General features: G+C 71.6%; 20 protein-coding genes. 5 read left to right on the forward strand and 15 right to left on the reverse strand.

The annotated features are described in order from the left end of the window. Positions 1-403: 403 nt before the first annotated feature. Positions 404-1,762, forward strand: coding sequence for a beta-1,3-glucanase family protein (locus ACIGYR_RS06705; RefSeq protein ID WP_399601955.1), 1,359 nt, complete (start codon positions 404-406; stop codon positions 1,760-1,762). On the opposite strand, the gene ACIGYR_RS06710 is transcribed toward ACIGYR_RS06705, so the two are convergent. Beyond that, positions 1,684-2,772, reverse strand: a complete 1,089-nt coding sequence (locus ACIGYR_RS06710) for a GlxA family transcriptional regulator (RefSeq protein WP_399601957.1) — start codon at positions 2,770-2,772, stop codon at positions 1,684-1,686. The two genes, ACIGYR_RS06705 and ACIGYR_RS06710, sit on opposite strands and share 79 nt — an antisense overlap. 238 nt (positions 2,773-3,010) lie before the next feature. On the opposite strand from ACIGYR_RS06710, the gene ACIGYR_RS06715 reads away from it, so the two are divergent. After that, positions 3,011-3,814 carry an alpha/beta fold hydrolase gene (locus ACIGYR_RS06715; protein WP_399601960.1) on the forward strand — a complete coding sequence of 268 codons (804 nt, stop codon included), beginning with the start codon at positions 3,011-3,013 and terminating at the stop codon, positions 3,812-3,814. 50 nt (positions 3,815-3,864) lie between these two features. On the opposite strand, the gene ACIGYR_RS06720 is transcribed toward ACIGYR_RS06715, so the two are convergent. From ACIGYR_RS06720 to ACIGYR_RS06735, 4 genes are all read right to left on the reverse strand, one after another. Then, entirely contained in the window at positions 3,865-4,923 is a 1,059-nt protein-coding gene (locus ACIGYR_RS06720; protein ID WP_391838227.1) for an LLM class flavin-dependent oxidoreductase, read from the reverse strand. Then, positions 4,923-5,429: an SRPBCC family protein gene (locus tag ACIGYR_RS06725; protein ID WP_399602356.1), complete on the reverse strand. Its 507-nt coding sequence runs from the start codon at positions 5,427-5,429 to the stop codon at positions 4,923-4,925. Before ACIGYR_RS06725 ends, ACIGYR_RS06720 begins: the two co-directional genes overlap by 1 nt. Before the next feature lie 89 nt (positions 5,430-5,518). Next, the gene (locus ACIGYR_RS06730; RefSeq protein ID WP_399601962.1) at positions 5,519-6,019 is read right to left on the reverse strand and encodes a winged helix-turn-helix transcriptional regulator; all 501 of its coding nucleotides are present in this window, start codon (positions 6,017-6,019) and stop codon (positions 5,519-5,521) included. A gap of 152 nt (positions 6,020-6,171) precedes the next feature. Beyond that, positions 6,172-7,665: an MFS transporter gene (locus ACIGYR_RS06735; protein WP_399601965.1), complete on the reverse strand. Its 1,494-nt coding sequence runs from the start codon at positions 7,663-7,665 to the stop codon at positions 6,172-6,174. A 596-nt stretch (positions 7,666-8,261) separates the two neighbouring features. On the opposite strand from ACIGYR_RS06735, the gene ACIGYR_RS06740 reads away from it, so the two are divergent. Continuing rightward, the gene (locus ACIGYR_RS06740) at positions 8,262-8,510 is read left to right on the forward strand and encodes a zinc-binding dehydrogenase (RefSeq protein WP_399601967.1); all 249 of its coding nucleotides are present in this window, start codon (positions 8,262-8,264) and stop codon (positions 8,508-8,510) included. Between the two features lie 276 nt (positions 8,511-8,786). On the opposite strand, the gene ACIGYR_RS06745 is transcribed toward ACIGYR_RS06740, so the two are convergent. The 9 genes from ACIGYR_RS06745 to ACIGYR_RS06785 all read right to left on the reverse strand — a co-directional run bounded on the left by ACIGYR_RS06745 (position 8,787) and on the right by ACIGYR_RS06785 (position 19,615). After that, positions 8,787-9,611, reverse strand: coding sequence for an MBL fold metallo-hydrolase (locus tag ACIGYR_RS06745; RefSeq protein WP_399601969.1), 825 nt, complete (start codon positions 9,609-9,611; stop codon positions 8,787-8,789). Beyond that, positions 9,604-10,476, reverse strand: a complete 873-nt coding sequence (locus ACIGYR_RS06750) for an NAD-dependent epimerase/dehydratase family protein (RefSeq protein WP_399601971.1) — start codon at positions 10,474-10,476, stop codon at positions 9,604-9,606. Before ACIGYR_RS06750 ends, ACIGYR_RS06745 begins: the two co-directional genes overlap by 8 nt. A gap of 179 nt (positions 10,477-10,655) precedes the next feature. Further along, positions 10,656-13,493 (reverse strand): AAA family ATPase, encoded by a 2,838-nt coding sequence (locus tag ACIGYR_RS06755; RefSeq protein WP_399601973.1) that lies wholly within the window; start codon positions 13,491-13,493, stop codon positions 10,656-10,658. Positions 13,494-13,701: 208 nt separating this feature from the next. Beyond that, the gene (locus ACIGYR_RS06760; RefSeq protein ID WP_399601976.1) at positions 13,702-14,988 is read right to left on the reverse strand and encodes an MFS transporter; all 1,287 of its coding nucleotides are present in this window, start codon (positions 14,986-14,988) and stop codon (positions 13,702-13,704) included. Then, on the reverse strand, positions 14,985-16,262 hold the full coding sequence (locus ACIGYR_RS06765) for a glycosyltransferase (RefSeq protein ID WP_399601978.1): 1,278 nt from the start codon (positions 16,260-16,262) through the stop codon (positions 14,985-14,987). Before ACIGYR_RS06765 ends, ACIGYR_RS06760 begins: the two co-directional genes overlap by 4 nt. A 1-nt stretch (position 16,263) precedes the next feature. Next, a complete protein-coding gene (locus ACIGYR_RS06770) occupies positions 16,264-16,674 on the reverse strand; it encodes a nuclear transport factor 2 family protein (protein ID WP_399601981.1) in 411 nt (136 codons plus the stop codon). A 164-nt stretch (positions 16,675-16,838) separates the two neighbouring features. Beyond that, entirely contained in the window at positions 16,839-17,738 is a 900-nt protein-coding gene (locus tag ACIGYR_RS06775; RefSeq protein ID WP_399601984.1) for an SDR family NAD(P)-dependent oxidoreductase, read from the reverse strand. A gap of 114 nt (positions 17,739-17,852) precedes the next feature. Then, the gene (locus tag ACIGYR_RS06780; protein WP_399601986.1) at positions 17,853-19,046 is read right to left on the reverse strand and encodes an MFS transporter; all 1,194 of its coding nucleotides are present in this window, start codon (positions 19,044-19,046) and stop codon (positions 17,853-17,855) included. A 23-nt stretch (positions 19,047-19,069) separates the two neighbouring features. Then, entirely contained in the window at positions 19,070-19,615 is a 546-nt protein-coding gene (locus ACIGYR_RS06785; protein WP_399601989.1) for an SgcJ/EcaC family oxidoreductase, read from the reverse strand. 251 nt (positions 19,616-19,866) lie between these two features. On the opposite strand from ACIGYR_RS06785, the gene ACIGYR_RS06790 reads away from it, so the two are divergent. Further along, complete coding sequence (locus ACIGYR_RS06790; RefSeq protein ID WP_399601993.1) at positions 19,867-20,757, forward strand: LysR substrate-binding domain-containing protein; 891 nt, start codon at positions 19,867-19,869, stop codon at positions 20,755-20,757. Between the two features lie 310 nt (positions 20,758-21,067). Here ACIGYR_RS06790 and ACIGYR_RS06795 read toward each other — a convergent pair whose 3' ends face one another. Beyond that, on the reverse strand, positions 21,068-21,661 hold the full coding sequence (locus ACIGYR_RS06795; RefSeq protein WP_391836728.1) for an MBL fold metallo-hydrolase: 594 nt from the start codon (positions 21,659-21,661) through the stop codon (positions 21,068-21,070). A gap of 92 nt (positions 21,662-21,753) precedes the next feature. On the opposite strand from ACIGYR_RS06795, the gene ACIGYR_RS06800 reads away from it, so the two are divergent. Then, entirely contained in the window at positions 21,754-22,710 is a 957-nt protein-coding gene (locus tag ACIGYR_RS06800) for a GlxA family transcriptional regulator (protein ID WP_399601995.1), read from the forward strand. Positions 22,711-22,737 lie beyond the last annotated feature (27 nt).

A 22,737-nucleotide genomic window follows, 5' to 3' on the forward strand; every position in this document is an offset into this window, starting at 1 on the left:
CCACTTCACCCACGCCACGGGCCGCCGTCCCGCCGGATCACGCCGTCCGCACCGAACTCGTGCCCTGCGCCGAGCGCTGCCTCAGCCGGCACCTGGCCCCGGCGACCGACTGGTTCCCCACCGACCGGTCCCCTGGATCACCGGCCGGGACTTCCCCTGGTGCGCGGAAGGCGGGTACCGAACAGGTCAAGTGATGAAGGGACGAGGCGCGGGCAGTCCCGCAGAGGGATCAGAGTCCGAAGGGATCGCCCCGTAACCACTGCCCGGCAACCTCAACTCCTGTGACTTCGGCTTCAGTTGTTGACGTCGGGCACCGGTGGGGCTACAAACCGGAAGAGAGCGCTCTCACGCCCGCTTTTGCTCCCGCACCCACCCACGCCGACCCGGCTTGAGGAGACCTCGCATGCAGATACCCGCCGGTCCACCCACGCACAGACCACCCCTCGGTACCGCCCGCTCCCGCACAGCGCTCGGCCTGGTCGTCATCCTGCTGGCGGCCTGCTTCGCCGCCCTGACACCGTCGCCCGCGCGGGCCGCCGACCAGCTCCTGTCCCAGGGACGGCCCGCCACGGCGTCCTCGGTCGAGAACGGGACGTTCACCGCCGGCGCCGCGGTCGACGGCAACCCCGGCACCCGTTGGTCCTCGGCCTTCGCCGATCCGCAGTGGCTTCAGGTGGATCTCGGCTCCACCCAGCAGCTCACCCGCGTCACCCTGGCCTGGGAGGCCGCGTACGCCAGGACCTTCCAGATCCAGACGTCCACCGACGCGCGGAACTGGACCACCCTCTATTCCACCGCCTCGGCCACCGGCGGCACCCAGAACCTCGCGGTCACCGGCAGTGGCCGCTACGTCCGGGTGTACGGAACCACGCGAGCAACCCAGTACGGCTACTCGCTCTGGGAGTTCCAGGTGTACGGGCCCGGCGGCGGCACCACTCCGCCGGACGACTTCTGGGGCAGCACCGGTGACATTCCGCCCGCGAGCAACGCCGTGGAAGTGAAGATCCTCAACCGCACCAACGGCAAGTACCCCGACAGCCAGGTGTACTGGAGCTTCAACGGCCAGACGCACTCCATCGCCGAACAGCCCTACCTCGACATGCCGGCGAACTCCGCGGGCCGCATGTACTTCTACCTCGGCTCACCCAACAGCCCCTACTACGACTTCATCGAGTTCACGGTCGGCAACAACGTCTTCAACGGCAACACCACCCGGGTCGACGCCTTCGGCCTCAAGCTGGCCATGCGGCTGCACGCCAAGGACGGCTACGACGTCGAGGTCGGCGAGAACAGGCAGACCTTCGCCGAGGACCGCGCCACCACCTTCCAGCGCTTCACCGACGCGGTCCCGTCCCAGTTCAAGGTGCTGGCACAGACGCAGGCTCCCTACCGGATCATCGCTCCCGGCAGTGACCCGAGCTTCCGCGCGGGCGGCGCCAACGCCAACTACTTCACCTCCTACGCCCAGTCCGTCGGCGTCAACGCGGCCACCTCGGACATCTTCGGGTGCGCCGCGTCCCTGGCCGCCAACCCCGACATGTGCGCCGCCCTCAACCGCCATGTGGCCACGCTGCCGGCCTCTCAGCAGGCCGACCCGGCCCAGTACTACAAGGCCGCCCCGGCGAACTACTACGCCAAGTTCTGGCACGACAACGCCATCAACCACCTCGCCTACGGCTTCCCCTACGACGACGTGGCGGGCCAGTCCTCCTTCGTCTCGCACGGCGATCCGCAGTGGCTGATGGTCGCCGTCGGCTGGTGACCGACCGCCGATTCCCTGAACGGCTCGCCCCCGGTCGGCTCGGAACCCTCCGAGCCGACCGGGGCCGTGCTCGTCTGCCGGAAAGCGCGCCGGTAGGCGGAGGGCGTGGTGCCGAGGGCGGCGCGGAACCGGGCACGGAAATTGGTACCGGTACCGAGTCCGCTCTGGCCGGCGATCTGTTCGATACCGAGGTCGGTGACTTCCAGCAGCTCGCGGGCGTGGCGGATGCGGGCGGTGAGCAGCCACCGGTGCGGGGTGACGCCCGTTTCCCGGCGCCACATGCGGACCAGGGTGCGCGCGGAGACGCGGGCGTGCCGGGCGAGGACCTCCAGTGTGAGGGCTTCGTCCAGGTGACTCAGGGCCCAGTCACGGGTGCCGGCGAGGGTGTGAGCGGTGGGCTCCGGCAAGGGCTGGGAGATGTACTGGGCCTGGCCGCCGTCGCGGTGCGGTGCGGCGACCAGTTCGCGGGCGATGTCGTTGGCGACGGCGGCGCCGAGGTCCTTGCGGACGATGTGGAGACAGAGGTCGATGCCGGCGGTCACGCCGGCCGAGGTCAGCAGGACATCGTCGTCGATGTAGAGGACGCCGCGGTCCACCCGCACCTGAGGGTGGATCCGTTCGAGATCGTCGGCGCTGGCCCAGTGAGTGGTCACCGTACGGCCGTCGAGCAGTCCGGCCGCGGCGAGCGCGAAGGCGCCGGTGCAGATGGAGACGATGCGGGCACCCCGGCTGGAGGCGAGTCTCAGTGCCGCCGTGACCTCGGGCGCCGGCGGCCGCTGATAGTCCCCGTAGCCGGGCACGATGATCGTGTCCGCCTGGGCCAGGGCCGGCAGCCCCGCGGTGTCCCCGACCGTGAACCCCGTGCTGGTCGTGACGCTGCCACGCACCGCGGCGCACACGGTGAGTTCGTACGGTGTGTTGGGCCGCGCGTTGAAGATCTGGGTGGGGATACCGAGGTCGATGGGGAGGACGAGGGGCAGCACCAGGACCGCGACGCGATGAGCAGCCATGGCTTCGATAGTACGACCGCAACTTTCCGGACAGGCCGGAGCCCCGGTCGCCGACACGGACGCCCGACGGGCCGCGTGTCCCGAAACTTGCGAAGGGCGGCGGGCGAGCCCGTGGTCGATCCGGAGGGGCCGGGCGACGATCGAGCCGTGAGCGGCCCGGCCCCACGGCCGGGGCTCACGCCGGGAGCGGTCGCGGCGGAGCGACTCGCACCGGCCGAGGCAAGGACATCCGACTGTCGTGACCGCATACTCCCCGATCGGCCGGTACTTCCCCGTGAAGGACGGACGCCTGTACGGCCATGTCCGTGAGGGCGACGGACCGACGCTGGTCTTCCTCCACTACTGGGGTGGCTCCCATCGCACCTGGCGCTGGGTCATAGAGCGTCTGAGCCCGGCACAGTCGTTCGTCTCGTACGACCACCGCGGCTGGGGTGAGTCCACCGAGGTCCCCGGGCCCTACGGCATCGAGCAGCTCGCCGACGACGCCGAGCGCGTCATCGGCGAACTCGGCCAGGGCGACCACGTCCTGGTGGGTCACTCGATGGGCGGGAAGGTGGCCCAGGTGCTCGCCGCGCGCCGGCCCGCCGGACTGAGGGGTGTCGTGCTCGTCGCACCCGCTCCGCCGGCTCCGGTCGGCGTGACGGCCGAGTACCAGGAGGGCCTGGCGCACGCGTACGACAACGACGAGACCATCGACCACAGCATCGATCTGGTGCTCACCCATGGTGAGCTGTCCGCCGAGGCACGCCGCCAGGTCCACGAGGACAGTTCCAGGGCAGGCGAGGCGGCCCGCACGGCGTGGCCGCGGCAGGCCCTGGTCGAGGACTTCACGGACAGGGTGACGACGATCGACGTACCCGTGCTGGTGCTGGCCGGGAGCGAGGACAAGGTGGACCCGCCGCCGATCCTGCGCGAGCACCTCCTTCCCCTGATCAGCACGGCCTCTCTCACCGAACTCGAGGGCAGCGGCCATCTGTCGCCGCTGGAGGTGCCGGACCAGGTGGCCTCCCACATCAGCGCCTTCCTCGCCGCCGGCCGCTAGCGCCGCGCGGTGCCGGCGGCCCGGCGGCGTCACCCACCGGGGAGCGCGGCTCAGGGGGTGTCGTCGACCTCTCGTACCAGCTCGATCGCCCTGCCCAAGGTGGCGAGCCGGGCCTCCAGGGTGTCCCCGGCCGGGTACATGCGCACGGTGTCGACGCCGGCGGCCCGCCACACCCGGAGCCGCTCGCGCACCATGGACTCGGTACCGATCAGCGTGGTGCCCAGGACCATCTCGTCGGTCACCAGCGCCGTCGCACCGTCCCGGTCACCGGCCTGCCACCGCTCGCGTACCTCGGCGGCGACCTCGGCCCAGCCCTGCCGGCTGTAGGCGTTGTTGTAGAAGTTGGTGGTCGCCGACCCCATGCCGCCCAGGCTGAAGGCCAGTTCCTTCTTGCGCCGGGCGGTCATCGCGCCGAGGACCTCCTCATCGGCTGCGAAGGCGACCTCGGCACCCTGGCAGACGTCCAGGTCGCCGCGTGTCCGGCCGGCGCGGGCCAGGCCGTCGTCCAGGTGGGCGAAGTAGGCGCCGGCCGCGCCCTCGGGTACGAAGCTGGTTCCCAGCCAGCCGTCGGCGACCTCCCCGGTCAGACGCAACATCGCCGGTGACAGCGCGGCCAGGTACAGGGGGACCCGGTGCTCGGCCCGCATCGACAGCCGCATGGGAACCGCTTCGCTGCCGGGCAGCGGGATGGTGAACTCCTGTCCCGAAAAGGCGAGTTTGCCGCCGTCGAGCAGCCGCTGCACGATCTCGACGGTCTCCCGCATACGGCGCAGCGGCCGGGCGAACGGCACCCCGTGCAGTCCCTCCAGCACCTGTGGGCCCGAGGCTCCCAGGCCGAGCACGAAGCGTCCCCCCGAGAGGTTGGACAGGGTGATGGCGGTCTGTGCGATGGCCGCCGGGGTGCGGGTGCCCAGCTGTATGACACCGGATCCCAGGAGCATCCGGTCGGTGAGCGCGGCGTAGTAGCCGAGCGCGGAGGGAGCGTCGGAGCCCCATGCCTCGGCGACCCAGCAGATGTCCAGGCCCAGCTTCTCCGCCTCGACGACGAAGTCCGCCGGCTCGCTCCAGCTCTCGCCGCCCGAGGCCTCGACCGTGGTGGCGGTACGCATCATGCCTCCGCCCGCTGCTTGATGTGCTCGAGGGTCGAGGCGATGTTCCGCTCGAACTCGCGCAGCCGGACGAAGACGATCTTCTCTTCCTTGTCCGGCATCCGGTCGATCGCGAGGGACAGTCCGGAGCGGCCCGGGCCCAGCTGCATCCACTCCGACAGTTCCGTTCCGCCGTTCTCGGGCCGCAGGCGGAAGCGCCAGACCGCGGCGGGGTCGGCGGGGTCCTGCACCGCCCAGGCGAGGACGCGTTCCGGTTCGCACTCGATCACGTGCGATGTCGTCGACCACTCGCCGAGTGCCTCGTGCTTGCTGTGGCCGACGAACCGGGCACCCACGGCCGGGCCACCCGCACCGTCGAGCCAGTGCACGGACTGGAGTTCCTCGCTCATGGCCGGCATCAAGGTGATGTCGCTGACCAGGTTCCACACCCGTTCCGGTGGGGCGTCGATCCAGGTCCGCACTTCGACCGTGGGTTTGTCCGCGTAACGCGCGCCCGTCCACTCCACGTTCGTCATCCTCCTCGCTGTCGGACTGGTGTGGCCATTAGAGTTGCTTCATGAGACTTAGCTGTCAAGAGCGGTGCTGGCGGTGGCGATCAGGCCGTACCGAACCGGCGTTGCACATCCGGCCAACGCTTGAGCCGCTCGGGATAGCCCGGTCCCATCCGCATCGACGTCTCCTCGACCGCGAGGGGCCGGTGGCAGGCGGAGCACACCACTTCGGCCGTGGTGTCGTGGCCGCACGCGTCGTGGTGGAACACGACGGGGACGCCCTCCTCGCCGGCCAGCCAGCGGTCGCCCCATCGGGACATCGTGGCCAGCACGGTGAAGAGGTCGCGCCCCTTCTCCGTGAGCACGTAGTCGTAGCGCGGTGGCTCGCGTTCGTAGAGCCGCTTTTCCAGCACCCCCTCGTGCACCAGACGGTGCAGCCGGTCGGTCAGGGTGTTGCGCGCGATGCCCAGCTCCCGCTGGAAGTCATCGAAGCGGTGGATGCCGTAGAACGCCTCGCGCACGACGAGAGGCGTCCAGTGGTCACCCAGCAGATCAAGGGTCCGCGCGATGGAGCACGGCCAGTCGGCGAACGAGGTTCTTCTCATGACCCCGATCATAGAGAGTTGCGCGAAGAGACTCAGCAGTTGAATCTGCGGGCTCAGCTCAGCCCGATCGGCTGACCGATACCGGTCCCGATCCTGGGCCGGAAGCCGGGTCGCCACCCGGCTCCGCGCCAGCAGGTTCGGAAGGGGCGGGCTCAGGCCGACGTGGCGTTCGATTCCGCGGGTCGGCCGGCCGGGGAAGTGGTGGTCGAGGCGGTGTCCGCCGTCTCGCGCGGAGTGCGGAGGACGGCCGCGGCGATCACCAGGGCGGCCAGGACGAAGCACGAAGCGACTCGGAAGGCGAGCTGGTAGCCGCCCGTCAGGGCTTCGTCCCGGGTGGTGTCGCCGTGCAGCAGGGCGCCGGTGTGCGAGGCGGCGAGGGCGCTGAGGACGGCGAGACCGAGGGAGGCACCCACCTGCTGCATGGTGTTGAACATGCCGGAAGCCAGGCCGGAGTCCTGCGCAGTGGCACCGGACATGGCCAGTCCGGCCAGTGAGGGCATCGCCAGGCCGAAGCCGATGCCGAGCGGCACCGTCGCGGGGAAGACATCGGTGAAGTAGGTGCCGTGCACCGAGATCCGACCGAGGAAGCCCAGGCCGCCGGCGATCAGGGCGAGAGCGACGAGCAGCACGGTCCGGGCACCGAACCCGGCGATGAGGCGTGGGGCGACGAACAGCGACATCAGGCCGATCAGCACGGAGACGGGTACGACGCCGAGACCTGTCCGCACCTCGTCGAGGGCGAGCACCTTCTGCATGTACAGCACGGCCAGGAACTGGAAGCCGAACATGCCCGCGACCAGGAGGGTGTGCGTGCCCAGCGCGCCGGAGACGTTGCGGTACCGGAACATCCGGGGCGGCAGCAGCGGGTCGTCGGCCCTGGCCTGGCGCCCGACGAAGGCCGCGAGCAGAACGAGGGAGCCGAGGCCGAGGCCGAGGGTCCGGACGGAGCCGAAACCGTGGTCGGCCGCCTCGACGATGGCGCAGACGGCCAGAATGAGCGCGGCGGTGATCAGAACGGCGCCGAGTGCGTCGGTGCTCTTGCCCGGGCTCCCGGTCCGCTCGGCGGCCAGAACGCGCCGGGCCATCACGACAGCCGCGACACCGAGGGGCACGTTGACGAAGAAGATCCAGTGCCAGCCGGCGGCCTGCGTCAGCACACCGCCCAGCAGGAGACCGAGAGTGCCGCCCGCGGACTGCACGAAGCTGTAGACGCCGATCGCCTTGGCACGTTCCCGCGGCTCTGTGAACAGCGTGACGATCATGGCGAGGGTGACGGACGACGTCACCGCACCGCCGGCTCCCTGGAGGAAACGGGCGACGAGCAGCGCGGTCGGGTTCTGGGCCAGGCCGCAGAGCAGGGACGCCACGGTGAAGACGGCCAGACCGGTGACGAAGACCCGCTTGCGGCCGAAGAGATCACCGAGCCGGCCCGAGAGAAGCAACAGGCCGCCGAAGGGGATCAGATAGGCGTTGACGACCCAGCCGAGGTTCGACGAGGAGAAGCCCAGACTCTCCTGGATGGACGGCAGGGCCACGTTCACGATGGTGCCGTCGAGGATCACCATCAACTGCCCGGTGCAAAGGATCGCCAGTGCGGGCCGGCGAGAGATCCGGCCCGGTGGTGAGGGCACGGCCTGAGCGGACATGGATACGCCTTCCTTGGGGGCCTTTTTGTTACTGGCTCCATCTTCTGTAACCGGCCCAACCTGGGGAAGAAGGCACTTTTATGTCCCGCAGTCACATCGATGTGACGGGCCGGCCGGAGCACCCGGGCACGGGTCAGCCGTTCGGCTGAGTGTCGTGGGACGCCGAACCGAACGGCAGCCGGAGGGATCGTCGGGCGGCTGCGGCGGTCACACAAGGACCTGACGCAGGCACTTGGGCCGGAGGGGCCGGGGCCTCGGTGACGTTGACCTTCCCATCGCTGCCGTCGGGGCATGTGGCGTCGGCACCGTCTGCGCCACGGCAGGTGGCCCTCGCCGTGATGTCGACCGTCCCCGCACCAGAAGCCTTGAAGTCGCCGCTTTCGCCACTGGGCGCCAGTACGTCCTCGTCGGAACTCGCGGGGTCGCCGAATGTCACCCTCACCCCGTCCTCGACGTCGGCCGGCGAAAGGCGGACGGATACCGGCTCGCCCACAACGGCGTCGACTGCCGTCCCGTTGTCAACATGATCACGAGTCACGCGTCCCACCACACCGTTCGGGCCAGATGGGTGCGTCGGTTTCGTCGGCAAAGCCGCCGTGCCCCTCGACACCGGTGCCCTGTTCGCCTCCGGTGCCACCGTCCGGACCGTCGCCGTCGGAAGCCGCGCCCAGTTCACCGCGATGAACGCCTTCATCGAGACTCACGGACTGCGGCCCGTGATCGACCGTGTCTTCCCCTTCGAGGCGGCCGTGGACGCCTACCGGCATTACGCGACCGGCGCTCCCTTCCGCAAGGTCGTCGGCAGCCACTCCTACGCCTCCCCGCAGGCCCCTACTGGGGCATGACGAGCAGTCAGAGGCTGGAGTGCCGGGCGTGGCGACCTCCCAGTCGGTCGGCACGGCCTCGGCCGGGCCCTCGGCGTCCGGGAGCGTGGCGGGATTTCCCGGTGAGGTTGTCCGTGATCTGCATGACGGCGATCGGCGGGGGGGGGGGGGGGGGGGGGGGGGGGGCGGCGCCCCCCCCCCCCCCCCCCCCCCCCCCCCGCCAGGCCGGCACCGGATCGCAGGACTCCCCGCGTGGTCCTGCGTCCTGATGACGGGGCAGTTGCGCGGTGGGGTGTGTCAGTCGCCCGGAACGGTGCCCTCCTCGAAGCGGAGGTAGCGCTCGACGGACCGGGCCAGGACTTCGTTGCCGTGGCAGGTGACGACCCGGTCCCACCAGGCGCCGTAGATCCGCTCGAAACGGTAGCCGGCGAGCAGGTCGGCCGCCGCGCGGACCGCCTGCGGGCGCTCCGGGATGTGGTTGGCGTAGCTGTGCATGAGGGTCACCCAGCGGCTGTCCGGGCAGACGTTGACGACGTCGCCGGTGAACAGCGCCCCGTCGCCGGCGCTCCAGTGCAGCACCGCGCTGCCCGGGAAGTGCACGCCCGGGTTGATCAGGGTCACCTCGTCGGTGAGCTGGAGTGTGCGCCCGCTCCAGAACCGCACGGCCGGGTCCGGCCGGCCCACCCACTGCCGGTCGGCGTCGTGGAGATGGACCGGCGCGTCGAAGGCGTGCGCCCACTCCACCATCGCGGAGTAGAAGTGCGGGTGGCTGATCGCGACGTGGTCGATGCCGCCGAGCTCCTCGACGGCCCGCACCATCGCGTCGTCCAGGTATGGCACGCAGTCCCACAGCACGTTCCCGGCGGCGGTGCGCAGCAGCAGGGCCCGCTGGCCGATGGCGAACTCCGGGGTGACCCCCACGCCGAGCACATCGGGCCCCTGCTCCTCGAAGCGGCCGCTGTGGCCTTCCTCCCGCAAGCCTGCCAGTGTCGTCCACCGCTGGCCGTCCCGGCCCACGTACTGCCGTTCGTCCAAGCAGACCGGACAGTCCGGACGCGCGGCGGCGTACTGGGTGCCGCAGGTGCGGCAGATCGGACGTGCCGGGGCGGTGGTGTCAGCCACGGCTGCCTCCGGCGAGTTCGGTGAGGACGTACGGACGGCTCGGCCGCCAGCCCAGTTCCTCGACGGCGCGCCGTCCCGACACCACCTGGTTCAGGCCAAGGGCCTCGGCGAACGGGCCGCCCAGGGCCTCGGCGGCCTGCTCCACCGGCCAGGGCTCGACTCGGCCCGTGCCGCCCGCGGCGATGTCGGCGGCTGCGGCGAGTGCCGCGACCGGCACCGCTTCGTGCGCCACGCCGTGCAGCACGCTGCCCGCATCGGCCTTGGTCACCGCCAGCACAAAGAGTTCGGCGAGGTCGTCCACGTGCACCATGGGCCAGCGGGCCGCGGCCGAGCCGACGTACCGGCCGGTGCCGTGCTCGCGTGCCCAGTCGGTCATCATGCCGGGGATACCGCCGCCGCGGCCGTACACGATGCCGGGCCGCACGACGACGGCGCGCACGTCGTCCCCGACGGCGGCCAGCACGCGCTGCTCGATCCGCGGACGGTAGCCGACGATGGCGATGGCGTTGGTCGGCGCGTCCTCGGTCAGCGGGGTGTCGCCGGTGGCGCCGAGCACCCACACGCCACTGGTGTAGACGAACGCCCGGTTCGTGCCGCGCAGCGGTGCGAGCAGCGCCTCGAGGGCGGCGGTGTCCACCGCTTCGTCGCCGGTCGGGGTGGCCAGGTTCACCACCGCGTCCACGTCGTCCGTCACCGCCGCGCGCAGCGATGCCGGGTCGGTCAGATCGCCGACCCGCACCGGCACGTCCGGATGGAGCGCGGCCGCGTCCTTGACCAGGGGCACCACGTCGTGGCCCTCCAGCGTCAGACGGGACACCACCGCGGAGCCGATGTAACCGGTGGCACCGAGCACCAGAACCCTCATGAACCCTCCCAAGCAGACGTTCTTCGAACAGGAGAACCGTAGGAACCGCGCCCGCACTCGCGGATCCGTCGAACGACCGGGGTGCGTACCGGCGTTCAGCCGCAAAGGGGCCGAAGGGCTGACCGGGTCGACCAGACCGACGGCGAGGAGGTGACGGGGGACGCGGGACGGGGTGGAGGTCAGCCCAGGTCGAGCGCTCCCAGGGCGGCCCGCGATGTCACGCCGAGCTTCGGGTAGGCGTTGGACAGGTGATAGCCGACCGTGCGCGGGCTCAGGAACAGGCGCGCGCCGATGTCCCGATTGCTCAGGCCAGTTGCCGCGAGCCGTACCACTCGCAGCTCCTGCACGGTCAGCCGGTCCACGAGAGCCACCCCCGCCGCTGACGCGGCCGGGGCGACACCGACGGCCCGCAACTCCGCGCGGGCCCGATTCGCCCACGCGGCGGCCGACATCCGCTCGAACGACTTCAACGCCACGGTCAGCGCCTCCCGGGCGTCAGCCCGCCGCTTCGCCCGGCGCAGCCACTCCCCGTACAGCAACCGGGTGCGCGCCTCCTCGAACGGGCGGCCGTCCCCGTCGTGGGCGGCGAGCGCCCGCTCGTAGAACTCCTCCGCAGTTGCGGCGTCGGCGGTGAGCAGGGCGCGACAGCGCAGCTCCACCGCCCTCGCCCACGCAGTTCCGGTGGCCCCGGTCCACCGCGCGAAACTCTCGGCGGCCGGCCCGGCCTCGGCGGCCCGCTCCGTGCGCATGGCGGCCTCCACCTGGTCGGGCAGGCTGTGTACGGAAACCATGAGGTGCCGGTGCGGGCCCCCTGTCAGGGCGGCGAAATGTCGCAGCGCCCGGTCGTAGCGGCCGAGCCCGAGGTCGAGCAGACCGTGTGCCCTGGTCAGCCAGAACGGGGACGGTACGACATCGGGGCACAGGTCCTGTCCCGGCTGTCCGGCGGAGCCGCGGCCGAGCAGGTCCCCGCCCCCCGGGCCGTCAGTTCCTTCCGGTCCCTCCGTGGCGCCCGGCTCCTTCCCGTCGAGCGCGGCCAGCACCGCCAGGACGCCGCTGAACATCGTGGCGAGATGGCGCTGACCGGTGTCGCAGGCGATCTCCAGACCCTCGACCGCCGTCGTGTACGCGTCCCGGTGCCGCCCCAGGAACAGCCGCAGCCGCGCCAGCCGTAGCAGCACCCGCGGCAGCACCCCGACGGCACCCTCCACCCGGCACTCCCGCTCCAGGGCCACGGCCTCGTCGTGCACCGTGCGGTACTCGCCGAGCAGCACGTCCCAGCCGTGCAGCCGCACCTGATCAGTCAGGCTGCGCTCATGCCGGGTCCGCACGACGTAGTCGGCGAACTCCCGTACCGCCGCCGCCCCGTCCACCAGATCACCCGCCAGCATGTCGAGAACCCCGGCCGCACCCCGGTGCACGGGATGCTCACCGAAGTCGAGACCGGCCACCCGCGCGCGGGTGTGCCGGGCCGCCGCGACCGGGTCCGGCGCCTCCCAGGCCATCGCGGTGGACTCGAACAGCAGCGACGCCCCCATGGCGGGACGGTGCGCCGTCACCTCGGAAGTCGCCTCGACGAGCAGCAGCCGCGCCGACTCCGCGCGGCCCTGCTCGTGTTCGAGCGCTGCCCGGACGCTGGCAAGCCGGGCGACCGCCGGTGGACTGCTCACCGGCCCCGCCTCGTCGGCGAGCATCCCCGCGAGTTCCACCTGTCCTGCCTCGGCTGCTGCGGCGGCCGCGGCGGCCAGCCGCAGCGACCGGGCTTCCTGGTCCTCGGTCAGCCGGGCGGCCCGCCGATAGGCGGCGGCGACCGCCGCCCGGCCGCCCCGCGAGCGGAACAGCTCGGCGCTGCGCTCCAGTTCGGCGGCGACCTCGTCGTCGTAGCCGACGGTCGCCGCGGCCAGATGCCAGGCCCGGCGGCCCATGTCGTCGGCGGCCGATGCCGCCTCCGCGAGCGCCCGGTGCGCGGCCGTCCGTTCGGCCAGCACCGCACCCTGATATGCGGCGGCGCGCGCCAGCGGATGCCGGAACACCAGCCGGCGTCCGGACACCCTCACCAGGCCCGCCGCCTCCGCGGGCCCGAGATCGCCGGCGGCCGCGCCCACCCGTTCCCCCGCCGCCACCAGCAGCGCCACGTCGCCGGTGTCGTCCGCCGCGGCGACCGTCAGCAGCAGACGGGTCGGCGCGAGCAGCGCTCGAATCCGCTCGTCGAAGATCCGCCGCACCCGCCACGAGGCCGGCAACACGGCGATCTCCCGTGCGTCCAGCGGCTCGCTCCCGTCCCGCTGGGCCGCCGTCAGAGCCCCCACGAGCTCCACCATGGCCAGCGGATTACCCTGCGCGAGCCCGAGGATGCGGCTGCTCACGGCGGCATGCAGCTCGGGCGCCCGGCCCGCCAGCAGCGCCGTCCCCTCCTCGTCGGTCAGCGGCCCGAGGTGCAGCATCGGCAGGCCCTGCGCGCCGTCGAAGGCTGCCGCATCCTCATGCGCTGCGATCACCATGGCCACCCGCCCCCTGCCGAGCCGGCGGGCCGCGAACAGCAGAGCATCCAAGGTCTCCAGGTCCAGCCAGTGCGCGTCGTCCACCAGGACCACGACCGGACGTTCCTCGGCCAGCTCGTCGAGCAGGCCCAGCGTCGCGGCCCCGAGCAGGAAGCGGTCCCCGGCGGGCACCTCGTCCGGCGTGATCGCCCCGCGCAGCGCCGTCAACTGACGCTCTGGCAGGCTCCTGACCCGGTCCAGGGTTCCCCGGAGGAGCACCTGCAGACCGGCGTACGGCAGCGAGGCTTCCGACTGGACACCAGTACACCGCAACAGCCGGGCTCCGGCTGCCGCCGCGGAGGCGCATCGGTCGAGCAGTGCCGTCTTGCCCGCCCCTGCCTCGCCGAGGAGCACCACGGCCCCGCCCCGGCTCTCCCGGACTCCCCTCAAGAGCCCGTCGAGCACTTCCCGTTCGTGCTGCCGGCCGCTGAGACCGGCGGGCCCCCGATCGGCGGCGCTTGCCCGGACCGCGTCGGTCATGTGGTGCTGTCCCCTCCTTCAGTGAGCATGGCTGACGATGTCATCGGTCCAACGGCGGTGCCCCCCCCGGTCCACGGTGCGCTCAACAGCACGGTGCCGATGCGCCGTTCCTGTCTTCTGATGAGCGGGCTGACCGGGCTGACCTCGCTGACCGGGCTGACCTGGCTGTCCCGAGTCCGACCAGGCCGGACAGCAAAACGCCGGGACACTAGCCGGCGCCTCCCCGGATCAGTGTTCTCGACTCGGTGGCCTCTCGGTGTTCGGGCGGCACGGCCGCGGCCGTCGTCGTGTACACGGCCTCGGCCGGCAGGCGCCGCTCCAGGGCGAGCAGCATGCCGGCCCCCGCCGTCGAGCTCGCCGCCAGCACCAGCCAGGGCAGCCGGCCGTCGACCGCCAGCAGCCCGGTGAACAGTGACGGCGCCAGGGTCTGGGACAGCGCCCAGGACAGCTGGTATGTGGCCAGGTAGCGGCCGCGCGCCTCGGCGGGAGCGGCGCTCACCGAGAGTGCGCCCGCGCTCGGGCTGTGCACCAGTTCGCCGATCGTGTACAGGACCAGCAGCCCGACCAGGCCGGCCATCACGCCCTGGCGGGGCATACCGCCCAGCAGGGCGTAGCCGAGGAACGCGGTGGCGAAGACCAGGGCGCCGACCGCGGCCACCCGGGTACGCCGGGCGAAGCGCCGGCCGAGCCTGCCGACCGGCACGCCGGCGAAGGCGCAGAGCGCGGTGTTGACCGCGAACAGCGGACCGGCCACCGAGGCGGGCAGGTCGAACTGGCTCACGGCGTACACCGGCAGCAGCACGCTGAGCGCCGAATAGCCCAGGGCGATCAGGAAGTTGGCCAGGGTGAGCCCGGCGTACGGGCTATCGCGCAGCACCGCGCGATAGCCGGCCCGCTGCCGACCGGTCGCGGGGCGGACCGGGTGGGCGGGCCTGATCCGCAGCGCGAACAGTGCCGCGACGAAGAAGGTGGCCGCGTTCAGCCAGGCGACCGCCAGGAAGCCGCGGTCACCGCCGAGTTGGACCAATCCGGCGGCGAGCAGGCCGCCGGCGCCGAGCCCGGCGTTGTTCACGCTCCGGGCGAGTGCCATCAGCCGGTCCCGGTGCTCCCCCTGGCCGAGCTCGCCGATCAGGGCCTGCTGGGTCGCGGGGAACGCCTGGGCGCCGGCCGCGGTGAGGGCGGCGACCAGGGCGAAGACCGGCAGGGTGGTACCGAGCGGGAAGGCCAGGAAGCCGAGGCCACGGACCAGATACAGGGCCAGCCGCACCCGCCGGGCACCGAACCGGTCGACGGCCCAGCCGCCGACCGGCATGGCACCCATCGCCAGCAGCCCGGCAGCGGTCAGGACGGTGCCGATCGTCGGCAGTGGCAGTCCGGTGATCCGCTGGAAGAAGACCAGGCTGAACGGCACGTACATACCCGTGCCCACCGCGTCCACCAGCATCCCGGCGATCAGGTTCCGCTCGCCGGGCACCCGGCGATCCTTCACCTTCATACCCTCTCCTCAAGTGCGGGGTGAGGCACGGACGCGGGCGGCCTTTCCCAGCCGACCGTGTCGAGCAGCAGCTTCGCGGCCGCCGTCGCCCCGTCGGTGCGGATCGTGGCAGCCACGGCGGCCGCTCGTGCGCGGGTCCCGGGGGTCAGGGCCGTCTCGAGTGCGGCCGACAGGGACTCGTAGGTCAGGGTCGGACCGTCGTGCGCCGCGCCGATGCCCAGCTCGGCCACCCGGCCGGCCCAGTACGGCTGGTCCGCCATCTGGGCTGCCACCACCTGGGGCGCGCCGGCCCGGGCAGCCGTCGTCGTGGTGCCCGCGCCGCCGTGGTGCACGACGGCGGCCACCCGGGTGAACAGCACCTGCTGGTTGACCTCGCCGACGGCGAAGCAGTCGTCCCGGTCGTCGGTCAGGGCCAGGTCGGCCCAGCCGGGGGAGAGGAGGACGCGGCGGCCCTGCGCGCGGACCGCCTCGACGGCCGCCCGGGAGACGCTCTGCGCGTCGCGGACGGGCATGCTGCCGAAGCCCACGTACACCGGGGGTTCGCCGGCGTCCAGGAACGCCTCCAGAGCGGCCGGGAGCGGGCGTTCGTCCGGCCGGATCCACGCGCCGGTCTGCACCACGTCGAGGTCGACCGGCTGCGGCCACGGGCTCAGGGCCGGGTCGGCCGCCAGCCATGGGCGGTCGGTGAAGACGTGGTCGCGGACGTTCTCCACCGGGGGCAGACCGATCGCGGCCCGGTGGGTGTTGACCGCCTCGCCGAACAGCGCGTTCATGTGCTCGGTGTTCAGGTCCCACAGCACCCGGTTGTCGGTCACCTCCGGCGGGAGCGGCCGGCCCGGCCACGCGAGCGGCGGGTGGTGCGGCGACGGCAGGTAGGTCGGGAAGTAGGCGACGAACACGTAGGGGACGCCCAGCTCGTCGGCCACCGCCCGCGCGGCGGCCGCGGCCGGGATCAAGCCGGTCGCCACCACGACGTCGCATCCCTCGGCCACCGCGGCGACCGAGTCGTACGTCGCGGCGAGCATCCGGGCCGCGCGCTCGGACAGGCTCTCCGCCGGCAGCGGCTTCCCCGTCCCGGTCACCGCCCTGGTCGCCATCGCGCGCAACGACTGGCCGAGCGGCACCAGTGGGATGCCGGCACGGTCCAGCAGCTCCGCGAAGTCCGGCGGGGCGCACATCTGCACCTCCGCGCCGAGTGCCCGCAGTTCCGCCCCGAGCCCGAGCATCGGCTCGACGTCCCCGCGCGACCCGTACGCCACCAACAACACACGCATGTCAGGGTTTCCCTTGCTTTCCGTGGATTCCGGCCTTGGCCGGCGGGGCGTAGCCCGTGGTCTTGCTGTAGCCAAGGGACTCAACAATCAACCCGTCCCGTACCAGCGTGAGGCTCACGCCGCGGACCGAGTCGGTGGGTCCCTCGCGGAAGTGGCACCGCCAGCGGACCGTCGCCCGTTCACCGGTGATGACGACGCCCTCCGGCTCGAACTGGATCGTGCGGTCCTCGGCGAGTGCCCGGCAGAACTCCAGGCACTCGGCGCGGCCTTCATAGCGGGTCCCGTCGGGGGCCGGCTCCTTCGCCTCCATCACGCAGTCGTCGGCGATCAGGTCGGCGAGCGTGGAGGCGTCATGGTCGATGAAGGCGCGGTTGAAGCAGTGGATGACCTCGGCCGTGGTACGGAACGTCAATGCCGCAACTCCTCGGAAGTGGAACGATCGGTCTGCCATTTCCCGTTCGGGCCCGGCCGGGCGACCGGCCCTCCCGGCGGTGCGTGTGCCGGCCCGGTGCCGACGGCCGGGCACCCCCGGTGGCCCGAAAGGTCCGGTTCGGCCGGTGCCTGCGGGTCGTCGGGTCATCGCGTCTCCTGCTGAAGGCCGGTCCCCGCCTCCTCGACCGTGGTGGCGGGAGCGGCGATCGCCTGTTCTGCGGCGCGGCTGACGTGCTCCCATGCCGCCCAGGTGTCCATGCGGGTGCGGGCGATGTCGAACGCGAGGTCGTAGACCATGCTCCCCAGGAGCAGGCGCAGCGGCGGCTCGTCGCTGTCGACCAGCTTGAGCAGCGCGGCCGCGGCGAGCTTCGGGTCGCTGTCGACCGAGCCCTCGGCGAACTGCTTGGCCAACTCCTCCCGCAGCGGCGCGTACGCCTCCAGGGGGCTCGTGTTGCGCATGGCGGTGTAGAGGTGGGTCCAGTAGCCGCCGGGCTGAATGATGCTTACCTTGACTCCGAAGCCGGCGGCTTCCGCGGCGAGGGCTTCGCTGAGTCCCTCCAGGGCGAACTTGCTGGCGCTGTAGAGACCGGTGCTGGGGAAGCCGCCCAGGGCGGCGATGCTGGAGACCTGCACGAGGTGTCCGGAGCCCTGTTCGCGCAGGACCGGCATGACGGCCTGGGAGACCCAGAGGGCGCCGAAGAAGTTGGTGTCCAGTTGGGCCCGGGCCTCGGTCTCGGTGAACTCCTCGACCATGCCCATCGACAGCATTCCGGCGTTGTTGACGACGATGTCGAGCCGACCGAAGTGGGCGACCGCCTCGGCGACGGCGGCGAACACCGCGTCGCGGTCGGTCACGTCCAGCCCGAGGGGCAGCACCCGCCCGGGGTGGGCGGTCGCCAGTTCGTCGAACGGGGCCGTGGTGCGGGCGGCGACCGCGACGCGGTCGCCGGCGGTCAGCGCGGCCTCGGCGAAGGCGCGGCCGAGGCCCCGGCTGGCGCCGGTGATGAACCAGACGCGGCTCGTGGTGTCGGCTGAGAGGTGCATTCGCGGTACTCCTGTCTGAGGAACGAGACGCCCGGGGTTCGGTCCGCCGGGGTCTCGGGTGTGGGAGGTTCGGGTGCGTGCGTGCGTGGTGCGCGGGCGTGTCCGGTCGGCCGGTCAGCTCCTGCGCGCGCTCCATACGGCGAGGGAGGTGAGGAGGGTGAAGAGGGCCCCGGTCGTCAGGGCGGCGTTGACGGAGAGGTGGGTGGCGACGATTCCACCGAGGAGGGCGCCGAGTGCGATGGCGAGGTTGTAGACGGAGGTGTTCAGGGCGGTGGCTGCCTCGGTCGATTCGGGTGCGGCCTTGAGGATCCAGGTCTGGACGGCGACCGGTACGCCGCCGAAGGCCAGCCCCCATGCCAGCAGGAGGAGCGCGCCGCTGACCGCGGTGCGGCCGGCGAGGGGGAAGAGCCCGAGGACGACGGTCAGCACGGCGCCGATGGTGATGATGGTCGCGCGGATGTTCCGCTCCGCAGCCGCGCCGGCGAGGAAGTTGCCGAGAATGCCGGCGACGCCGAAGCCGAGCAGCAGCGGGCCGATCATCGCCTCGTCGACCCCGGAGGTGGTCTGGAGGATCGGGCTGACGAAGGTGAAGGCGGCGAAGTGACCGCCGACCAGGAGAAAGGTGGCGAGAACGCCGGCTCGTACCACGGGGTGGCGGAACTGCTGCGGCAGCGTGCGCAGCTGAACGACCTGCTGGGCGGGCATGGGAGGCAGCAGGAGGAGCAGGGCCACCAGCACGAGGAGGCCCAGTGCGCCGGCGGCAACGAACGCCGTCCGCCAGTCCGCGAGCCCGCCGATCAGCGTCCCGGCCGGTATGCCCAGGACGTTGGCGGCCGTCGCGCCGCCGAAGACGATCGAAAGGGCCCGGGGGATGGACCGCTCCGGCACCAACCGCACGGCGAGGCCTGCGGCGAGTGCCCAGAAACCGCCGATGCTGATGCCGACGAGGAAGCGCGAACCCAGCAGGACGGCGAAGTTGGGTGCCAGTGCTGTCAGGCCGTTGGCCAGCACCATGAGGGTGATCAGGCCGATCAGGGCGACCCGCCGGTCGAGGTGCCGGATCGCCACCGGGAGCAGCGGCGCCGTGGCGGAGGCGACCAGGCCGGGCACGGTCACCATCAGTCCAGCGGTCCCCTCGGAGACGTCCATCGCGCTGCCGATGAAGGGGAGCAGCCCGACGGGCAGGGACTCGACGGTCACCAGCGCGAACGTTCCGACCGCCATCGCGACGACGGCGAGCCACCTGATGAGGGGTGTTCGCTCACCAGCGGAGGCGGTGGGCTTCGTCGCGGAATCGACGATGGTCATGGTGGAACTCCGGTCTGTAGGGCTCAGCTTGCGGCGAGGGCGCCGTGGTCGATGACCGTGGTGTTCTGGGCGACGGCGATGCGCCATCGGCCGTCGTCCTTGGCGAGGACGTACAGCAGCGTGCCGGGGGCGGCTTCGGGGTGGGCGGCCACTGCGGACGCCCATCGGCGCTCGGCCGCGCCAGGTCTGCCGCAGCTTCTTCGCCGGGCCGGATCGCCGTGAGCGCGGAGCACCTCGTGCAGGCGTCGTCCGTCCCGGGTGATCGGCCGCTGACGGATCTTGATCACGGCGAGGTCGGGCCGGATGAACACGATGGACTCGGCTTCGTAGGTGACGGTCAGCGGCTGACGGGCCGTGCCGGGCAGAGCGCGGTGGGCGAAGGCGCTGATCTCCTCCAGGCCGGTCAGCGGGTCACCGTAGGGCATCGTCCAGAAGGCGTCCTGGCGGAACAGCTCCGTGAACGCGTCCGGCAGGCCGTTTCGCTGGGCGTGCTCGACCTGGGCAACGAGGGTGACGACGGCGCGCACCTCCTCCTGCGAACCGGTGACGCCGGCGACGAGGGGCTCCATGAGGGTGTCCTTCCTGGCTGTGCGGTGTGCTGGCGCCCCGGGACAACGGCTGGTCTCCCGTCCGGCACGCTGTCGGCGGCCGCAGGCGGGCCACCGGGCGGTGCGGTGTCACCGGTACGGGCGCCGCACCGCCCACGGACCACCGCGCGGCGGTTCCGGCCGCTGTCGATCTTCCAACTCCCCACCGCGCCCATCAACGTCGAAGATCAGTAAGATCCGATAACTGAGGCTTATGACGGGGGTCGGCACAGGTGGAAATACGCGACATCGAGATCTTTCTGACGTTGGCCGAGGAACTGCACTTCGGCAGGGCGGCCGCCCGGTTGCACCTCACGCAGGCTCGCGTCAGCCAGGTGATCGGACGCCAGGAGCGAAGACTGGGCGGCTTGTTGTTCGACCGTTCCAACCGCCGCCAGATCCGCCTGACCCCGCTCGGCCAGCAGCTCCGCGGCGACCTGCGGCCGGTCTACGCGAACCTGCGCGACAGCCTCGAACGCGCCCGGATGGCGACCCGCGGCAAGACCGCACGCCTGCGCGTCGGCATGCTGCCGTTCAACGTGCCCGACATGTACCCCTACTGGGAGACCTTCCGCTCCCGTCATCCCCAGTGGGAACTGCAGCTGCGCCGGGCGCCTTACCTCGACCCGTTCGCCAGGCTGCGCGAGGGCGACATGGACGTCTTCCTCACCTGGCTGCCGGTCGACGAGCCCGATCTCACCGTCGGCCCCATCCTCTTCCGCGACCCCCGCGTCCTGGCCGTCGCCGCAGGCCACGAACTCGCCGAACGGCACTCCGTCCCGTTCGAGGCCCTGGCCGACTTCGCCCATGCCATGCCACCCGACATGCCCGACTACTGGGAAGACGCCTACCTGTCGTTCCACACGGCCCGGGGAAAGCCGATCGAACGCGTCGAACAGGTCACCAACGCCGACGAACTGATCCACCTCGTCAGCACCGGCGAGATCGTCCACCCCTTCCCCTCCCACGTCACCCGCTACTGGTCCATGTCCCACGTCCGCTTCATCCCCGTCCCCGACATGGGGACGATTCCCTACGCCCTGGTGTGGCGCAAAGACGGAGAGAACGAACTCGTCCGGGCCCTCGCCCAGACCGTCCGAGACATCGGCGTCCTGCACTTCTGACGCCGCCCGCGTGTAACCCACCCGTACCCGGCTTCGACCTGCCGAGGTGTCGAGCTGGTGCGCCGGCAGGTGTCCACCAGCAGCTCCCGCTCCTCCAGGCGCAGCCGCCCATGGCGGGTTAGGCGAGCACTTTCCGCGCGGGGTGGGGTTTCCCGTTGACCGTCCACAGCGAGCACCCACATCACATGCGGCGCGGTCACCTGGTAATGGGGGGAATCCGGCCACGACCGTCCCGCACCCTCCTCCGCACCACTACACTCCTCACTCCCAGAGCGTTGACCAGAAGGAGTGGAGAAGCGCGGCTGGAGTATTAGCGCGGAGTGGTGTCGTCGCCCTTGAACGGGCCGCCGTGGCCGGGCACGATCAGGTCCGCCGTGGCCAGTACCCGCTGCCGGGATGCGCGCAGCACCTCGCGGTCGGGGGCCACCGGGTCGTCCGCCGGGCCGTTCGCGTGCCACCACAGGTCGCCGGCGAAGGCCACCACGCCCGAGTCGGTGCCGGCCAGCAGCGTGATGTCCTCGGGGCTGTGGCCCGGGGTGCGGATCAGGCGTAGCGACGGGGTCAGTTCGTAGCCCTCCGCGTCCCGGTTCGTCCAACTGTCGCCCTGGTACTCCACCTTGTGGTCGTGCACCCGGGCACGACCGAAGAGGCCCACGTTCATGGTGTTGTCCGGGTGGTGGTGGCTGAGCACCACATCGGTGATGTCGTCGGGGCCCAGTCCCAGTTCTGCGAGTGGGGCGAGGATGTGGTCGTGGCTCGCCACCATGCCCGGGTCAAAGATCACATGCCGTCCCCCGTCGTAGATGTAGGAGACCGTGGCGGCGACCCCGGGGCCGGTGGAACCCACGTAGCCGGTGGTCAGGATCTTGTATGCGGCGCTGCGGCCGGCCGGTGCGTCTGTCATGGCCTCCATCCTTCCGAGTACGACCGTGAGCGACGAGTGGCACTGATGCCTCTTATCGCAGGATTCATGCCAACCGTGTGCCACACTGCGCCATGTCGCCTTTCACGACCGTCGCCGCCTACGTCCCTCCCGGCGTCGGCATGCTCGCCGTCGGCATCGTCACCGAAGTGTTCGGTCCCCACGGAGCGGCGCTGCCCGGTTTTGACTTCGCCCTGTGCGCCGACCGGCCCGGACCGGTGCCCACGGACTGCGGCGTACCGCTGTCCATCGCGCACGGACTGGACGGGCTCGCCCGCGCCGATCTGCTCATCGCCCTGCCCGGGGCCGGATTCCGCACCCCGCCCGCACCCGCCGTACTCGACGCGCTGAGGACCGCACACCGACGCGGTTCCGTGGTCGCGGCCCACTGCGTCGGCACGTTCACGCTCGCAGCCGCAGGACTGCTCGACGGCCTACGGGCGACCACGCACTGGCGATTCGCCGAACTCCTCGCCGACCGCCACCCGGAAGTCACCGTCGAACCCGACGCGCTCTACATCGACGAGAGGAGCATCGTCACGGGCGCCGGAGCTGCCGCGGGCTTCGACCTCTGCCTCCACCTGCTGAGGCGGGAGTACGGCGCCGCAATGGCCAACGCCGTCGCCCGGGACATGGTGCTGCCCTCCCACCGCGAGGGAGGACAGGCCCAGTACCTGGCCGCGCCCGTCCCCCAGGACGGCGAGGACGAGCGGCTCGCCGAGGTCCTCGGCTGGGCCCGCGAGCACCTTCACGAGCCGCTGCCCGTCACGGAACTGGCTCGCCGCGCCATGATGAGCAAACGCTCCTTCGCCCGCCGCTTCACCGCCGCGACCGGCACCACCCCCCACGCCTGGCTGCGCAGCCTGCGGCTGAGCAGAGCCGAGGAACTCCTGGAAACCACGGATCTGCCCGTCGAGGAGATCGCCCACCGGGTCGGCTACGCGAGCGCCGCCGTGCTGCGCGAACAGTTCGTACGGCGCCGAGGCATCCCGCCCCGCTCCTACCGCCGGGCCTTCATCAGTACGCCCTAGCCTCGCGCTTTCAGCAGAGTGCGACGT

The sequence above is a fragment of the Streptomyces sp. NPDC053076 genome (genome assembly GCF_044546845.1).
In the GTDB taxonomy this organism is placed as follows: Bacteria; Actinomycetota; Actinomycetes; order Streptomycetales; family Streptomycetaceae; genus Streptomyces.

What these genes read in the sequence shown, in the direction of transcription:
- ACIGYR_RS06735 (WP_399601965.1), bottom strand. Translation starts at nt 7,665, where the DNA reads ATGTCCGCTCAGGCCGTGCCCTCACCACCGGGCCGGATCTCTCGCCGG.
- ACIGYR_RS06785 (WP_399601989.1), bottom strand. Translation starts at nt 19,615, where the DNA reads ATGGAGCCCCTCGTCGCCGGCGTCACCGGTTCGCAGGAGGAGGTGCGC.
- ACIGYR_RS06720 (WP_391838227.1), bottom strand. Translation starts at nt 4,923, where the DNA reads ATGCGTACCGCCACCACGGTCGAGGCCTCGGGCGGCGAGAGCTGGAGC.
- ACIGYR_RS06705 (WP_399601955.1), top strand. Translation starts at nt 404, where the DNA reads ATGCAGATACCCGCCGGTCCACCCACGCACAGACCACCCCTCGGTACC.
- ACIGYR_RS06765 (WP_399601978.1), bottom strand. Translation starts at nt 16,262, where the DNA reads ATGCGTGTGTTGTTGGTGGCGTACGGGTCGCGCGGGGACGTCGAGCCG.
- ACIGYR_RS06750 (WP_399601971.1), bottom strand. Translation starts at nt 10,476, where the DNA reads ATGAGGGTTCTGGTGCTCGGTGCCACCGGTTACATCGGCTCCGCGGTG.
- ACIGYR_RS06710 (WP_399601957.1), bottom strand. Translation starts at nt 2,772, where the DNA reads ATGGCTGCTCATCGCGTCGCGGTCCTGGTGCTGCCCCTCGTCCTCCCC.
- ACIGYR_RS06755 (WP_399601973.1), bottom strand. Translation starts at nt 13,493, where the DNA reads ATGACCGACGCGGTCCGGGCAAGCGCCGCCGATCGGGGGCCCGCCGGT.
- ACIGYR_RS06760 (WP_399601976.1), bottom strand. Translation starts at nt 14,988, where the DNA reads ATGAAGGTGAAGGATCGCCGGGTGCCCGGCGAGCGGAACCTGATCGCC.
- ACIGYR_RS06730 (WP_399601962.1), bottom strand. Translation starts at nt 6,019, where the DNA reads ATGAGAAGAACCTCGTTCGCCGACTGGCCGTGCTCCATCGCGCGGACC.
- ACIGYR_RS06780 (WP_399601986.1), bottom strand. Translation starts at nt 19,046, where the DNA reads ATGACCATCGTCGATTCCGCGACGAAGCCCACCGCCTCCGCTGGTGAG.
- ACIGYR_RS06795 (WP_391836728.1), bottom strand. Translation starts at nt 21,661, where the DNA reads ATGACAGACGCACCGGCCGGCCGCAGCGCCGCATACAAGATCCTGACC.
- ACIGYR_RS06800 (WP_399601995.1), top strand. Translation starts at nt 21,754, where the DNA reads ATGTCGCCTTTCACGACCGTCGCCGCCTACGTCCCTCCCGGCGTCGGC.
- ACIGYR_RS06775 (WP_399601984.1), bottom strand. Translation starts at nt 17,738, where the DNA reads ATGCACCTCTCAGCCGACACCACGAGCCGCGTCTGGTTCATCACCGGC.